The sequence below is a fragment of the Butyricicoccus sp. OF10-2 genome, assembly GCF_003481925.1.
GTDB lineage: Bacteria > Bacillota > Clostridia > Oscillospirales > Butyricicoccaceae > Agathobaculum > Agathobaculum butyriciproducens.
Genome location: NZ_QUMC01000009.1, coordinates 16,934 through 31,306, shown reverse-complemented (window position 1 = coordinate 31,306; position 14,373 = coordinate 16,934). Strand labels below are relative to the sequence as shown.

Genomic DNA, 14,373 nt, shown 5'->3' with positions numbered 1-14,373 from the left:
TATTTCTCTTTAAGGGACAGTCTGAAAATGGCTGTCCTTTTCTATTTTGAAAGGAGCTGAAAGAACTTGAAAAAGATTAAAAGCTACACGGGTATCTGGAACGTGGAAAAAGTCTTGTATGCAATCAATGACTTTAACTTACCCTTTCCCGTTACTTTTACACAGATTACATGGTTTGTGATTACGGAATTTATCATCATTCTGTTTGGGGATATTCCCCCACTTTCCATGATTGAGGGAGCATTTCTCAAATACTTTGGTATTCCCGTTGCTCTCACTTGGTTCATGTCGCAGAAAACCTTTGACGGAAAGAAGCCGTACAGCTTTTTGAAATCACAGATAACCTATGCCCTGCGACCAAAAATCACTTATGCAGGAAAAGCCGTAAAACTGCATAAGCAGATATTGAATGAAACAATCACGGCAGTAAGGAGTGTGAACTATGTTCCCGATAAAATATATTGACAATAACCTTGTCTGGAACAAGGACAATGAGGTGTTCGCCTACTATGAGCTGATACCATACAACTATTCTTTTCTATCCGCAGAGCAGAAATTTATCGTGCATGACAGTTTCCGACAGCTTATCGCACAGTCCCGTGAGGGTAAAATTCATGCGTTGCAGATTGCCACAGAAAGCTCAATCCGCAGTATGCAGGAACAGTCAAAGAAGCTGGTAACTGGAAAATTAAAGGAAGTTGCCTGCCAGAAGATAGACGAACAGACCGAAGCGTTAGTATCTATGATTGGGGACAATCAAGTGGACTACCGCTTTTTTCTTGGCTTTAAGCTCATGGTTACGGAAGAACAGCTCAATCTGAAGAACATCAAAAAATCGGTGTGGCTGACGTTCACAGAATTTCTCCATGAAGTGAACCACACGCTGATGAATGATTTTGTTTCCATGCCGAATGATGAAATCAACCGTTACATAAAAATGGAAAAGTTACTGGAAAATAAAATCTCCCGTCGCTTTAAGGTGCGTCGCTTGGAAATCCATGATTTTGGGTATCTCATGGAACATCTTTACGGCAGGGACGGTATCGCTTATGAAGATTATGAGTACCAGCTACCAAAGAAAAAATTGAACAAAGAGACGCTGATAAAATACTACGACCTTATCCGTCCGACAAGGTGTGTGATTGAGGAAAGCCAGCGGTATTTACGATTGGAACATGAGGACAAGGAAAGCTATGTGTCCTATTTTACCGTCAATGCGATTGTAGGAGAGCTTGATTTTCCGTCGTCTGAAATCTTCTATTTCCAGCAACAGCAATTCACATTCCCCGTTGATACGAGCATGAATGTAGAAATCGTGGAAAATCGGAAAGCATTAACGACCGTCCGCAACAAGAAAAAGGAACTGAAAGACCTTGATAATCACGCCTATCAAGCAGGAAGTGAAACCAGCTCAAATGTGGTGGACGCTTTAGACAGCGTGGACGAGCTGGAAACTGATTTAGACCAGACAAAAGAAAGTATGTATAAGTTAAGCTACGTCATACGGGTGTCTGCACCCGATCTTGACGAGCTGAAACGCCGTTGTGATGAAGTCAAGGACTTTTACGACGACCTCAATGTAAAGCTGGTGCGTCCTGCTGGGGATATGCTGGGGCTTCATTCTGAATTTTTACCAGCCAGCAAGCGATATATCAATGACTATGTGCAGTATGTAAAATCAGATTTTTTAGCTGGGCTTGGCTTTGGTGCGACACAGCAGTTAGGAGAAACTACGGGTATCTATATGGGCTATTCTGTTGATACGGGAAGAAATGTGTACCTGCAACCGTCCCTTGCCAGTCAAGGTGTAAAAGGTACAGTTACCAACGCTTTAGCGTCTGCTTTTGTCGGTTCGCTTGGCGGTGGGAAATCGTTCTGTAACAATCTTCTGGTATATTATGCGGTGCTGTTTGGCGGTCAAGCACTTCTGTTAGACCCTAAAAGTGAGCGTGGTAACTGGAAAGAAACGCTCCCAGAGATTGCACATGAAATCAATATCGTAAATCTTACCAGCGATAAGGACAATGCAGGGCTTCTTGACCCGTTTGTGATTATGAAGAATGTAAAAGACGCTGAAAGTCTGGCAATCGACATCTTAACATTCCTTACGGGTATTTCTTCAAGGGACGGCGAAAAATTCCCCGTACTTCGTAAGGCAGTACGCTCCGTTACCCAGAGCGACAGTCGGGGCTTGCTCCATGTGATAGACGAGCTACGCCGTGAAGATACGCCCATATCAAGAAATATCGCAGACCATATCGACAGCTTCACGGACTACGACTTTGCACACCTGCTGTTTTCAGACGGTACGGTAGAAAATGCTATCAGTCTGGATAATCAGCTCAATATCATTCAAGTAGCCGACCTTGTACTGCCAGATAAAGATACCACTTTTGAAGAATACACGACCATTGAATTGTTGTCTGTGTCTATGCTGATTGTGATTAGTACCTTTGCCCTTGATTTTATCCATTCGGACAGAAGCATTTTTAAGATTGTCGATTTAGACGAAGCGTGGGCGTTCTTAAATGTGGCACAAGGAGAAACCTTATCAAATAAGCTGGTTCGTGCTGGGCGAGCTATGCAGGCAGGCGTTTATTTCGTTACCCAGTCTGCCTATGACGTGTCAAAGGAAAGTCTGAAAAACAATATCGGCTTAAAGTTTGCATTTAGAAGCACGGATATAAACGAGATAAAGCAGACCTTAGAGTTTTTCGGTATCGACAAGGACGATGAGAACAACCAGAAACGCTTGCGTGATTTGGAGAACGGACAATGCTTATTGCAGGACTTATACGGGCGTGTCGGTGTGGTGCAGATACACCCAGTCTTTGAAGAACTGCTACACGCCTTTGATACCAGACCGCCCGTACAGAGAAATGAGGTGGAGTGATGAAAGAAAGGATAAAAGGTGTGTTCACAAAAAAGAAGATTTTCCACTTTCTCAAAATGGCTCTGTTCGTGGTGGCACTCTCCCTTATCCTGCTTTCACTTTTGGGGACGGTGGCTCATGCGACGGGGCTTGTAGACGATACCATAAACGCAGAAAATCTTTATTCAAAATATCCCCTTTCCAACTACCAGCTTGATTTTTTCGTCGATAATAGCTGGTCGTGGCTTCCGTGGAACTGGCTCGACGGTATCGGAAAATCGGTACAATACGGGCTGTACTGCATTACCAACTTTGTCTGGACTATCAGTTTGTATTTGAGTAATGCAACGGGCTATGTGGTGCAGGAAGCCTATAAGCTGGACTTCATCAATGATATGGCAGACAGTATCGGAAAGAGCATACAGACCCTTGCAGGCGTTACCGAGAACGGCTTTTCTTCTACGGGCTTCTATGTTGGTTTCCTGCTTCTCATTATCTTAGTGGTGGGAATGTACGTTGCTTATACGGGACTGATAAAACGGGAAACCAGCAAAGCACTTCACGCTGTTATCAACTTTGTGGTGGTGTTCGTGCTGTCCGCTTCATTTATTGCTTATGCTCCCGACTATATCAAGAAGATAAATGAATTTTCATCAGACATCAGTACCGCTTCTTTGGATTTGGGAACAAAAATCATGCTCCCTAACTCCGACAGCGAGGGTAAGGACAGCGTGGACTTGATACGGGACAGCCTATTTTCTATTCAAGTGGAACAGCCGTGGCTCTTGCTTCAATTCGGGAACAGCAACGCAGAAGAAATCGGGACAGACCGTGTAGAAGCTCTCGTATCGGCAAGTCCAGAGGACGAGGACGGGAAAACCAGAGAGGAAGTCGTGAAAACAGAAATCGAGGACAACGACAATAACAATCTGACAATACCGCAGGTCGTGAACCGTTTGGGTATGGTGTTCTTCCTCTTGTTCTTTAACTTGGGTATCACGATATTTGTATTCTTGCTTACGGGCATGATGTTGTTCAGCCAGATACTTTTTATTATCTTTGCAATGTTTTTACCTATCAGTTTTTTACTTTCCATGATACCGAGCTATGAAAGCATGGCAAAGCAGGCAATCGTGAGAGTATTTAATACCATAATGACACGGGCAGGAATAACGCTCATTGTAACGGTGGCATTTAGTATTTCCAGTATGTTTTACAACATTTCCACAGACTACCCATTCTTTATGGTGGCGTTCTTGCAGATAGTATGTTTCGCTGGTATCTACATGAAGCTGGGCGACTTAATGAGTATGTTCTCACTTAATGCTGGCGACAGTCAAAGCATGGGACGACGCATATTCCGCAGACCGTATCTGTTTATGCGACATCGGGCTAGGCGTATGGAACACCGTATTGCAAGGGCGGTAAGTGCTGGCGGTATTTCGGGCGGTGTAGCTGGTGCGGTGGCTGGAAGTGCCGTTGCTGGCAAGAGAGCCGAAAGAAAAAATACGGCTTCTAAAGAAAATCGGGGCAATACCACTTCCAGCATGGGACAGCGTGCAGGTTCAAAAGTCGGTGCTGTTTTAGATACGAAAAATAAAGTGAAAGACAAGGCAAACGCTGTCAAAGAGAATATCAAGGATATGCCGACACAGACCGCTTATGCGGTGTATTCCGCAAAGGAAAAGGCAAAGTCCAGCGTGTCCGACTTCAAGCGTGGCATGGTGCAGGAACAGCAGTCCAGACAGACGGGACGCTTGGAAAAGCAGGAACAGCGTAAGAAAAATATCGCTGACAAACGTATGGAGCTTCAAAAGGCACAAGAAGCAAGGCAGGTACAGCGAAAGGCTGACGGATCAGCGACAACGGGAGCTACCCGTCCCCATGAGCGACCAGTCACAGCTTCAACCATTCCAAAGCCGAGTGTTGAAAAAATGCAGGAAGTCAAACGCCCAGCCACAGCTCCAACTCCGAAAGCAAGTGAGCCAGTCAAGACAAATGTTATCAAAGAGCGTCCGTTATCTTCTGGTGCTTCTGATAAGAAAGCACCCCAGCCTACACAGACAGTACATAGGCAGAATGTAGAAAAAGTGGTATCGCAGGAAACACGCCAGAATGACACCAAAGACCGCAGGATAAAGGTTCAGCAGACCCAGAGCGTCCAGAAGAACCAGCAGACCATAGAGAAAACCCGTAACCTTGTAACGAAGAAAGGACAGAAGAAAAAATGAAACTGAAACATATCGCTATCATTGGCAGTCTGTTTCCTATCCTCTTTTCTCTGGTGCTTTTCTTTGGCGTCCTCATTAGTGCGGACAGCGACGACGAGAACAGCAATTTTTCTTCTGGCATTACGGGTATGAACCTATCCGCAGAAGTCTTGAAACATCAGCCTATGGTAGAAAAATACGCCAGAGAAAACGGTATCTCCGAGTATGTCAATGTGTTACTTGCTATCATTCAAGTAGAAAGTGGCGGTACGGCAGAAGATGTTATGCAGAGTTCGGAAAGTCTTGGTTTACCGCCTAATTCCTTAGATACGGAAAGCTCAATCAAGCAGGGGTGTAAGTATTTTGCGTCCCTGCTTTCTTCCTGCAAAAATCAAGGTATCGACGACTTGAATGTAGCGATACAGTCTTATAACTATGGCGGTGGCTATGTGGGATATGTGGCAGGAAAAGGAAAAAAACACACTTTTAATCTTGCAGAGAGCTTCGCCCGTGAGAAATCGGGTGGAAAGAAAGTAACCTACACCAACCCGATAGCCGTTGCTAAGAATGGGGGCTGGCGGTATGGCTATGGAAATATGTTCTATGTGGAAGTAGTCAATCAGTATTTAGCAGTTCCGCAGGTATCGGGAGAACTGGCACAAAAGGTAATGAATGAAGCGTTGAAATATCAAGGCTGGAAGTATGTGTATGGTGGCAGTAACCCGAATACTTCCTTTGATTGTTCGGGATTGACGCAATGGTGCTATGGAAAAGCTGGTATCTCCTTACCGAGAACAGCACAAGCACAGTATGACGCAACCCAACATCTGCCACTCTCGCAGGCAAAAGCAGGCGATTTGGTGTTTTTCCATTCCACCTATAACGCTGGTTCGTATGTAACACACGTCGGTATTCTTGTTTCGCCGACACAGATGTACCACGCAGGCGACCCGATAGGATATGCAGACCTAAGTAGTAGTTACTGGCAACAGCACTTAATCGGTGCAGGACGAGTAAAACAATAGAAAGGACTTGAAAAATATGTTTAAGAAGAATAAGAAACAGACAGAAACTATCAAAGAACCAAAAGAAAAAAAGGTGCGTACTGTCAAGGTAGGCACACATAAGAAAACCGTGATTGCGTTGTGGGTGGTGCTTGTCGCAAGCGTGAGCTTTGGGGTGTATAAGAATTTTACGGCTATCGACCAGCACACCACCCATGAAAAAGAAATCATTGAACTTTGCTTGCAGGACACCAACGGGATAGAAAATTTCGTGAAAAACTTTGCGAAGTCCTATTACACATGGGATAACAGCAAAGAAGCTATCGAAGCAAGGACGCAGGCAATCAGCGGTTATCTGACAAAGGAATTGCAGGACTTAAATGTAGACACCATTAGAACCGATATACCGACCAGCTCCACGGTTACAGATGTGATTGTATGGCATATCGAGCAATCGGGAGCGGACACTTTTTCTGCTACCTACGAAGTAGATCAGCAGATAAAAGAGGGAGAACAGACAAGCAATGTGAAAGCAACCTATACTGTAAAAGTCTATGTGGACGCAGACGGGGATATGGTAATCGTTCAAAACCCTACCCTTGCACCAGCAGTTGAAAAATCAGACTATGAGCCTAAGACACCAGAAGCAGACGCAAGCGTGGACGCTGATACGGTAAATGACGCTACCGCTTTTCTGGAAACATTCTTTAAGCTGTACCCAACAGCGACGGAAAAAGAGCTTGCTTACTATGTATTGGGAAATGTGATTGAACCTATCGGCAGGGACTACCTTTATTCTGAACTGGTAAACCCTATCTTTATAAAGGACGGCGACAATGTGAAAGTCAAGGTTGCGGTAAAATTCATTGATAATCAGACAAAAGCGACGCAGGTATCGCAGTATGAGCTTGTGCTACATAAGGATAGTAACTGGAAGATTGTAGGATAAATGATATAGCGTGCATTTCCTATCAGATTTGCACGCTTTTACAAAACGACAAGAAAACTGTGCAAAAATATTGACTTGTAATGACCGAATGCTATAATATAAATGACAAGTGTACTTGGTATTATTTGAAGGGAGCGTTATATAATGGATAAAGAAAAAATACTATCACAAAACAAAAAAGAGAATCTATATCTTGATGAATACGAAAAACATATTAAACTTCAAGGGAAATCTTTTGGCTTAATGTTTGTTTTATTTATCTGCATTTTAATTCTTTTCATTAAAGCAGTTTGTAAAGAACCTTACTATGACATAATGACAATTATTGGGTCTGTGGCATTTGGCTCTATGGGTTATGAAGCACATATTTCAAAAAATAAATCCAAATTTGTTATTGCTTTATTCTTTTTTCTATTTATGGGGTATTACTTTTATAAATTTTTAATGGTAGGTTTATAGAATGGACGAACATTTAATTTTGCGAAACAGATTAAAAACTGTACGAAAAGAAAAAAAATTATCACAAACAGAATTAGCTGAACTAGTCGGGGTTTCTCGGAATACAGTTAGTTCTATTGAAACTGGACAATTTAATCCAACAGCAAAATTGGCATTAGTGCTTTGTATAGCTTTAGATAAAAAATTTGAAGAATTATTTTATTTTGATTAAAGGAGAGAACGATTATGGAATTAGAGGAATTGATTGTTGAAATAGTTATAGGATTGTTTTTACTTTTTACATCTTATCAAATAGGTATAAAAGAGAATATTACTTTATTACATGGTTATCATTATACACAACTTGACCCTAAAGATAAAAAGGTGTTTACAAAAAAAATAGGAATAGGCACTTTACTGGTTAGTATTGGTATTCTTGTTATGCCGATTATCAATTTAATCTCTCATTCTGAATTAGGCTATTACATAGGTCTTATTTTGATTGTTGTAGGAGTGTTTTATATCATATTCATCATTGTAAAATACAATGGAAAACTTATTAGCTTTAAAAAGTAGAATTGAGGTATGAATATGATAGGACTGAACAAAAGAGATATAAAAAAGGCATTGAAAGCTGGTGCAAAAGCTGGCGGTGTATCATTGGCTGATGTTCGGGCGGATATTGAAGCTACGATTGATGAAGCTATGAATAGCACCGACCCAGAGGTGCAGGCAAATTTCAAAAAGTATTTTGGGAATAAACGCCCTACACCAGAAGAATATATTTATATCATTACGAAAAAGACAAAGGCAAAATTATAATAAAAGGGTCGTGGAAATGCTTCACAAAATTGTGATCTGCATTATCACGGCTCTTTTACTCTCTGTTTACTTTCAAAACTGTAAGTGTAATTGAATACTGCCCTTGCTATAATTTAATTGTATTCCAAAACAAATAAATGTGGCAGGAAGAAAGGAGCGATTTTTAATGGAACACATTTTAAATTTAGAGCAAGTAAAAAAATACTACGGGGGTAACTCTGGAAATATCACAAAGGCAGTAGACGGTATTTCTATGTATGTAGATAAGGGCGAATTTGTCGCAATCATGGGAGCTAGTGGTTCTGGAAAGACTACCCTATTAAACTGTATCTCTACGATTGATACTGTAACCAGCGGACACATTACAGTCAATAATCAAGATATTACCAAAATCAAGGATAAAGATTTTGCTGATTTCAGACGTGAAAATTTAGGGTTCATTTTTCAAGATTTCAACCTTTTAGATACTTTAACGATTGGAGAAAACATTTCTTTATCATTGGTTATCAACAAACAGAACCCTACTGATATTGAGAAAAGAGTTCATGCTATCGCCGATAAATTGGGTATTCGTGATATTTTATCGAAATTTCCTTATGAAGTTTCTGGCGGACAAAAACAGCGTTGTGCTTGTGCTAGAGCCTTAATCAATGAACCGAAACTGATTTTAGCTGATGAACCGACGGGAGCTTTGGACTCAAAAGCTTCCAGATTATTACTGGAAACAATGTCTGAAATCAACAAGAAAATGCAGGCTACTATTTTAATGGTAACACATGACCCGTTTAGTGCGTCTTTCTGTGAACGTATTTTGTTCTTGAAAGACGGTAAAATATTCAATGAAATTTTCAGAGGGGAAAAAAGCAGAAAAGATTTCTTCAATGAAATACTGGATATATTAACCTTGCTCGGAGGTGAAGTGGGAAATGTTAGGTAAGTTAGCGTATAGAAATACAAAAAGAAATATTAAAGATTATTTGATTTATCTGATAACCGTTACTGCATCCTTTTCTCTTATATTTGCTTTTAATTTGGTGGCAAATTCTGATGAAATTGTAAAGTTATGTTCCAGTATGGATGCATTTAAGAATTCATTGTTCGCTGTAAATATTCTTATTATTTTTGTGATATGCTTTTTGATCAACTATACAACGAAATTTATGTTTGAAAAAAGAAGTAAAGAATTAGGAACATATATGCTTCTTGGCATTAAGAAAAAAGAAATTGCCCACTTAGTTGTAATTGAAAATATACTGTTGGGAATTTTAGCATTTGTATTAGCTATTCCTATTGGCTTTTTATTCAGCCAGTTTGTGTCGTTAGTAATTGTAAACTTACTGGGTATTCCAAAAACTCTCTTTATTTCTTTGAATTTCGTTTCTATTGGACTATTGATAATTTATTTTTTAACTATTTATGTTTTGGTTTTGCTTAATCTATTAAGAAGAATAAGTAAAATGACGATACGTGATTTTCTTTATTTTGACAAACAAAATGAAAAGAAAATGTTCCGTGACAGTAAAAAAAGAAATGTCATTTTTGTTTTAAGTATTATTCTTGGTGCGATTTCTCTTTTTCTCTGGAATTCACGTTGTACTATGGATAATTTTAATAAGCAAGAAACACTTACTTATTTGATGGTAAGCGTAATCATGTTGATTATCAGCATTTATGGTATATCTACAACTTGTGCAGATATGTTCTTGACTGTTATCTTAAAATTTTGTATAATAGGAATTGAAGTTAAATTAGATGCTAAAAATTTGTAATTAAGAAGGAGGGATTCGTCATGTTGGTATTCCAAATGCGTAATGTAGATAAAACATCTACTGTTTTGAAACAGACTAAAAACAGTGATTACGCAGATAAATAAATACGTTAGATTAATTCCTACCAGTGACTAATCTTATGACTTTTTAAACAGATAACTAAAATTACAAACAAATCGTTTAACTTCTGTATTTATTTACAGATGTAATCACTTCAGGAGTGATTACATGAACAAAAATATAAAATATTCTCAAAACTTTTTAACGAGTGAAAAAGTACTCAACCAAATAATAAAACAATTGAATTTAAAAGAAACCGATACCGTTTACGAAATTGGAACAGGTAAAGGGCATTTAACGACGAAACTGGCTAAAATAAGTAAACAGGTAACGTCTATTGAATTAGACAGTCATCTATTCAACTTATCGTCAGAAAAATTAAAACTGAATACTCGTGTCACTTTAATTCACCAAGATATTCTACAGTTTCAATTCCCTAACAAACAGAGGTATAAAATTGTTGGGAATATTCCTTACCATTTAAGCACACAAATTATTAAAAAAGTGGTTTTTGAAAGCCGTGCGTCTGACATCTATCTGATTGTTGAAGAAGGATTCTACAAGCGTACCTTGGATATTCACCGAACACTAGGGTTGCTCTTGCACACTCAAGTCTCGATTCAGCAATTGCTTAAGCTGCCAGCGGAATGCTTTCATCCTAAACCAAAAGTAAACAGTGTCTTAATAAAACTTACCCGCCATACCACAGATGTTCCAGATAAATATTGGAAGCTATATACGTACTTTGTTTCAAAATGGGTCAATCGAGAATATCGTCAACTGTTTACTAAAAATCAGTTTCATCAAGCAATGGAACACGCCAAAGTAAACAATTTAAGTACCATTACTTATGAGCAAGTATTGTCTATTTTTAATAGTTATCTATTATTTAACGGGAGGAAATAATTCTATGAGTCGCTTTTTTAAATTTGGAAAGTTACACGTTACTAAAGGGAATGGAGATAAATTATTAGATATACTACTGACAGCTTCCAAGAAGCTAAAGAGGTCCCTAGCGCCTACGGGGAATTTGTATCGATAAGGGGTACAAATTCCCACTAAGCGCTCGGGACCCCTTGTAGGAAAATGTCCTAAGTGTGGCAACAATATTGTATTAAAAAAATCGTTTTATGGTTGTTCAAATTATCCTGAATGTAAGTTTACTTTAGCTGAACATTTTAGAAAGAAAAAACTAACCAAAACGAATGTAAAAGAATTACTGGAGGGAAAAGAAACCCTGGTAAAAGGAATCAAAAACAAAGAGAAAAAGCCCTACAATGCCGTTGTAAAAATTGGGGAAAAGGGATATATTGATTTTATCTCTTTTTCAAAATAAACATAAAAGCCCTTTAAAGAGGGCTTTTATATATTAATCACAAATCACTTATCACAAATCACAAGTGATTAATCACAAATCACTTGTGATTTGTGATTCTTAATGATACAATATTACTATGTTTTAGCTTTAAAGGCTCGTACAGACTATATGTTTTGTGCGGGCTTTTTTCATACCCGAAAAAATTTAAAAAATTTTTCAAAAGAGGTCATTAAATCACACCTAGCTGTCCTTATATGGTGCGGAAAGAGGGATAAACACTTTTCAAATCATAAAGGAAAGGAGGTGAGATTGATGAAACCGTCTGACTTCCAGAAAACAGTTCAATGTCGTTTTGAAAGTTGTTTAAAGAAAGTTGTCCGTAGTGTCGTGAAAGATTATTACAAGGAATTAAACCGTCGTAAGAATAAAGAAATATCTTTCAGCGAATTGCCAGATGTCCTTGTTGATAAAATGGCTGTTTGGGACGACTACGAAACAGATTATACAATCTTTTCAGTATGTGGCATTGATATTCGTGTCCTTGATGATGAATTGGCAGAAGCCTTGAAGAAACTTCCAGAAAGAAAACGCAATACTCTGTTGATGTATTACTTCTTGGAAATGACAGAAAGTGAAATTGCCAACTTGCAGAAAATCACGCAAAGCGGTGTATTTAGAAACCGACATCACGCTTTGGAAACTATGAAAAAAATACTCAAGGAGGAACATTAGAAAATGAAACAGTTATTTAAGAAACCGTCTTATTACTTGATTTCATCAGCTATGGATTGAAACGAAAAAGCGATTGAAAAATTACTGGCATTTTATGACCCTTACATATCAAAGTGCTGTTTGCGTTCACTTTATGATGAATACGGCAATGTTTATATCGTTGTAGATATGGAATTAAAAGGACGTATCAGAGAAGCACTTATCAAAATGATTTTAGGTTTTGATATTGAAGATATGGACTTAGAACCAGAAGAATAAGCAGTTTTTAGCGGAGCATGATTTAATATCCCCCTCTTTCCTGCTCTGCCACCTGCTTTTATATGAAAGCAACACGCTTTCACCACAGCTCTTTGACAACTGAATAAAGCAGACAGATACGTTTGTGAGATGGCGAGCCACGGGGACTGTACGCCACGACCTTTTCAAAAGAAAGCGAGCGACCCACGCAGTGATCCGAGAGCGACTGTTGGAAAAGTTGTTTTGCCACGACCTATCCTCACAGAATAATGATACGTCCGCATGGTGCGGTTCTGCCCACAAGAATGGGAATAGTTGAGATACTAATGGAGCTTTCCAAAGCCGTCTGCCTGCTTGTAAAAAACGACACACAGTAAAGGGGGGTGCATAGATTATGAACAATACTGATGTGCCTATTTGGGAAAAATATACGCTGACGGTTGAAGAAGCGTCCAAATACTTCCGCATTGGCGAAAAGAAATTGCGTAAATTAGCCGAAGAAAATCTTGACGCTGGCTGGGTTATCGTGAACGGCAACCGTATTCAGATTAAGCGAAAACAATTTGAAAAAATCATAGATACATTGGACGAAATCTAATGTCATTGAGCCGTAGATATGGTATAATAAATATAGCGTATCACGGCTCGTTCCATGACGGAAAGGAGCTTTACACTATGTCTAATGTAAAACGAAAAGACAGTAAAAATCGCAATTTGCGTAATGGAGAGAGCCAGCGAAAAGACGGAAGATACGTTTATAAATATACCGATATATACGGAAAGCCACAATTTATCTATTCTTGGAAACTTGTACCGACAGACAAGACACCTGCTGGAAAGCGTGATGATATATCGTTGAGGGAAAAAGAAACACAGATTAAAAAAGACCTTAACGACGGTATCGATACAGCAGGCGGTAAAATGACAGTCTGCCAGCTCTACGACAAGAAGAACAGCCAAAGAAAGAACATCAAGAGGGCTACTGAAAAAGGACGACAGTATCTTATGAACGCTCTGAAAAATGACCCATTGGGTATGAGGGCGATTGATACTGTTAAGCAGTCGGACGCTAAAGAATGGGCTATCAGAATGAGCGAAAAAGGATACGCCTATAAAACGATTGATAACTACAAGCGTTCCTTGAAAGCGTCATTTTACATGGCGATACAAGACGACTGTATCAGAAAGAACCCGTTTGAATTTAAGCTAAGTGATGTTCTGGAAGATGATACGGAGCAGAAAGTTATCCTTACACCAGAGCAGGAAGAACGCCTGCTTGCCTTTATGGAAAAGGATAAGATTTACAGCAAGTATTATGATGAGGTTGTGCTTCTGCTGGAAACGGGACTTCGTATTTCTGAATTTTGCGGACTAACGACGCATATTGATATGCAGAACAGAATACTCAATATAGACCACCAGTTATTGAAAGACAGCGAAATCGGCTACTATATTGAAACGCCAAAGACCAAAAACGGAAAACGAGAACTTCCATTGACAGAACGGGCTTATCAAGCAATCCAAAGAATACTAAAGAACAGAGGAAAGGCACAACCGTTGATTGTAGGTGGTTATAGCAATTTCCTATTCTTGAACCGTGAGGGCTTACCTAAAGTTGCAGGAAACTATGAGGGCATGGTGCGAGGACTAATTAAGAAGTATAACAAGTATCACACGGACAAGTTACCGAACATCACACCACATTCATTCCGACATACTTACTGTACGAATATGGCAAACAGAGGAATGAACCCAAACACCCTGCAATATCTTATGGGACACGCTAACATAACCATGACACTTGGCTATTATGCACACGGTACATTTCAATCTGCAAAAGCAGAACTGGAAAGACTGGCTTGTTAATATCGGAGCTTATATTTACTACTCATTTACTACTTTTGGTTGCATTTTCATGCTGGTAAATGCCAGCTTATGCAAGGTATCTTCCAAAAAGAAAAT

Annotated in this window: 18 protein-coding genes; all 18 read left to right on the top strand. The window is 39.3% G+C overall.

The annotated features are described in order from the left end of the window. Positions 1-66 precede the first annotated feature (66 nt). The 18 genes from DXB00_RS06465 to DXB00_RS06365 all read left to right on the top strand — a co-directional run bounded on the left by DXB00_RS06465 (position 67) and on the right by DXB00_RS06365 (position 14,277). Positions 67-465: a conjugal transfer protein gene (locus tag DXB00_RS06465; protein ID WP_003061368.1), complete on the top strand. Its 399-nt coding sequence runs from the start codon at positions 67-69 to the stop codon at positions 463-465. Beyond that, the gene (locus DXB00_RS06460) at positions 443-2,893 is read left to right on the top strand and encodes an ATP-binding protein (protein WP_003060327.1); all 2,451 of its coding nucleotides are present in this window, start codon (positions 443-445) and stop codon (positions 2,891-2,893) included. Before DXB00_RS06465 ends, DXB00_RS06460 begins: the two co-directional genes overlap by 23 nt. Then, positions 2,893-5,103 carry a CD3337/EF1877 family mobilome membrane protein gene (locus DXB00_RS06455; RefSeq protein WP_003060083.1) on the top strand — a complete coding sequence of 737 codons (2,211 nt, stop codon included), beginning with the start codon at positions 2,893-2,895 and terminating at the stop codon, positions 5,101-5,103. The genes DXB00_RS06460 and DXB00_RS06455 overlap by 1 nt, the downstream gene beginning before the upstream one ends. Continuing rightward, on the top strand, positions 5,100-6,107 hold the full coding sequence (locus DXB00_RS06450) for a bifunctional lytic transglycosylase/C40 family peptidase (protein WP_003059774.1): 1,008 nt from the start codon (positions 5,100-5,102) through the stop codon (positions 6,105-6,107). Before DXB00_RS06455 ends, DXB00_RS06450 begins: the two co-directional genes overlap by 4 nt. Before the next feature lie 16 nt (positions 6,108-6,123). Next, on the top strand, positions 6,124-7,035 hold the full coding sequence (locus DXB00_RS06445) for a conjugal transfer protein (protein ID WP_003062215.1): 912 nt from the start codon (positions 6,124-6,126) through the stop codon (positions 7,033-7,035). A gap of 144 nt (positions 7,036-7,179) precedes the next feature. Continuing rightward, entirely contained in the window at positions 7,180-7,494 is a 315-nt protein-coding gene (locus DXB00_RS06440; protein ID WP_003061887.1) for a DUF6442 family protein, read from the top strand. A gap of 1 nt (position 7,495) precedes the next feature. After that, on the top strand, positions 7,496-7,705 hold the full coding sequence (locus tag DXB00_RS06435; RefSeq protein WP_007286202.1) for a helix-turn-helix transcriptional regulator: 210 nt from the start codon (positions 7,496-7,498) through the stop codon (positions 7,703-7,705). 14 nt (positions 7,706-7,719) lie between these two features. Further along, positions 7,720-8,049, top strand: a complete 330-nt coding sequence (locus DXB00_RS06430) for a DUF3784 domain-containing protein (RefSeq protein WP_003061243.1) — start codon at positions 7,720-7,722, stop codon at positions 8,047-8,049. Between the two features lie 15 nt (positions 8,050-8,064). After that, on the top strand, positions 8,065-8,295 hold the full coding sequence (locus DXB00_RS06425) for a hypothetical protein (protein ID WP_003060191.1): 231 nt from the start codon (positions 8,065-8,067) through the stop codon (positions 8,293-8,295). Between the two features lie 166 nt (positions 8,296-8,461). Further along, on the top strand, positions 8,462-9,232 hold the full coding sequence (locus DXB00_RS06415; protein ID WP_003061398.1) for an ABC transporter ATP-binding protein: 771 nt from the start codon (positions 8,462-8,464) through the stop codon (positions 9,230-9,232). Then, positions 9,222-10,064: an FtsX-like permease family protein gene (locus DXB00_RS06410; protein WP_003060411.1), complete on the top strand. Its 843-nt coding sequence runs from the start codon at positions 9,222-9,224 to the stop codon at positions 10,062-10,064. Before DXB00_RS06415 ends, DXB00_RS06410 begins: the two co-directional genes overlap by 11 nt. Before the next feature lie 20 nt (positions 10,065-10,084). Beyond that, a complete protein-coding gene (locus tag DXB00_RS06405) occupies positions 10,085-10,168 on the top strand; it encodes a 23S rRNA methyltransferase attenuation leader peptide (protein ID WP_001814874.1) in 84 nt (27 codons plus the stop codon). Positions 10,169-10,292: 124 nt separating this feature from the next. Beyond that, positions 10,293-11,030: a 23S rRNA (adenine(2058)-N(6))-methyltransferase Erm(B) gene (gene erm(B), locus DXB00_RS06400; RefSeq protein ID WP_008687088.1), complete on the top strand. Its 738-nt coding sequence runs from the start codon at positions 10,293-10,295 to the stop codon at positions 11,028-11,030. A 145-nt stretch (positions 11,031-11,175) separates the two neighbouring features. Continuing rightward, positions 11,176-11,460 carry a topoisomerase C-terminal repeat-containing protein gene (locus DXB00_RS06390; RefSeq protein WP_002326770.1) on the top strand — a complete coding sequence of 95 codons (285 nt, stop codon included), beginning with the start codon at positions 11,176-11,178 and terminating at the stop codon, positions 11,458-11,460. 294 nt (positions 11,461-11,754) lie between these two features. After that, the gene (locus tag DXB00_RS06385; RefSeq protein ID WP_003061815.1) at positions 11,755-12,174 is read left to right on the top strand and encodes an RNA polymerase sigma factor; all 420 of its coding nucleotides are present in this window, start codon (positions 11,755-11,757) and stop codon (positions 12,172-12,174) included. 120 nt (positions 12,175-12,294) lie between these two features. Beyond that, entirely contained in the window at positions 12,295-12,432 is a 138-nt protein-coding gene (locus DXB00_RS06380; protein WP_017144712.1) for a helix-turn-helix domain-containing protein, read from the top strand. Positions 12,433-12,805: 373 nt separating this feature from the next. Next, positions 12,806-13,009: an excisionase gene (locus tag DXB00_RS06370; protein WP_002322728.1), complete on the top strand. Its 204-nt coding sequence runs from the start codon at positions 12,806-12,808 to the stop codon at positions 13,007-13,009. A 77-nt stretch (positions 13,010-13,086) separates the two neighbouring features. Continuing rightward, positions 13,087-14,277 (top strand): site-specific integrase, encoded by a 1,191-nt coding sequence (locus DXB00_RS06365; RefSeq protein ID WP_003062094.1) that lies wholly within the window; start codon positions 13,087-13,089, stop codon positions 14,275-14,277. Positions 14,278-14,373 lie beyond the last annotated feature (96 nt).

Bases quoted from the DNA above. Each gene is read 5' to 3' on its own strand.
- DXB00_RS06460 (WP_003060327.1), top strand. From the start codon at position 443: ATGTTCCCGATAAAATATATTGACAATAACCTTGTCTGGAACAAGGAC.
- DXB00_RS06455 (WP_003060083.1), top strand. From the start codon at position 2,893: ATGAAAGAAAGGATAAAAGGTGTGTTCACAAAAAAGAAGATTTTCCAC.
- DXB00_RS06450 (WP_003059774.1), top strand. From the start codon at position 5,100: ATGAAACTGAAACATATCGCTATCATTGGCAGTCTGTTTCCTATCCTC.
- DXB00_RS06445 (WP_003062215.1), top strand. From the start codon at position 6,124: ATGTTTAAGAAGAATAAGAAACAGACAGAAACTATCAAAGAACCAAAA.
- DXB00_RS06440 (WP_003061887.1), top strand. From the start codon at position 7,180: ATGGATAAAGAAAAAATACTATCACAAAACAAAAAAGAGAATCTATAT.
- DXB00_RS06435 (WP_007286202.1), top strand. From the start codon at position 7,496: ATGGACGAACATTTAATTTTGCGAAACAGATTAAAAACTGTACGAAAA.
- DXB00_RS06430 (WP_003061243.1), top strand. From the start codon at position 7,720: ATGGAATTAGAGGAATTGATTGTTGAAATAGTTATAGGATTGTTTTTA.
- DXB00_RS06425 (WP_003060191.1), top strand. From the start codon at position 8,065: ATGATAGGACTGAACAAAAGAGATATAAAAAAGGCATTGAAAGCTGGT.
- DXB00_RS06415 (WP_003061398.1), top strand. From the start codon at position 8,462: ATGGAACACATTTTAAATTTAGAGCAAGTAAAAAAATACTACGGGGGT.
- DXB00_RS06410 (WP_003060411.1), top strand. From the start codon at position 9,222: ATGTTAGGTAAGTTAGCGTATAGAAATACAAAAAGAAATATTAAAGAT.
- DXB00_RS06405 (WP_001814874.1), top strand. From the start codon at position 10,085: ATGTTGGTATTCCAAATGCGTAATGTAGATAAAACATCTACTGTTTTG.
- DXB00_RS06385 (WP_003061815.1), top strand. From the start codon at position 11,755: ATGAAACCGTCTGACTTCCAGAAAACAGTTCAATGTCGTTTTGAAAGT.
- DXB00_RS06370 (WP_002322728.1), top strand. From the start codon at position 12,806: ATGAACAATACTGATGTGCCTATTTGGGAAAAATATACGCTGACGGTT.
- DXB00_RS06365 (WP_003062094.1), top strand. From the start codon at position 13,087: ATGTCTAATGTAAAACGAAAAGACAGTAAAAATCGCAATTTGCGTAAT.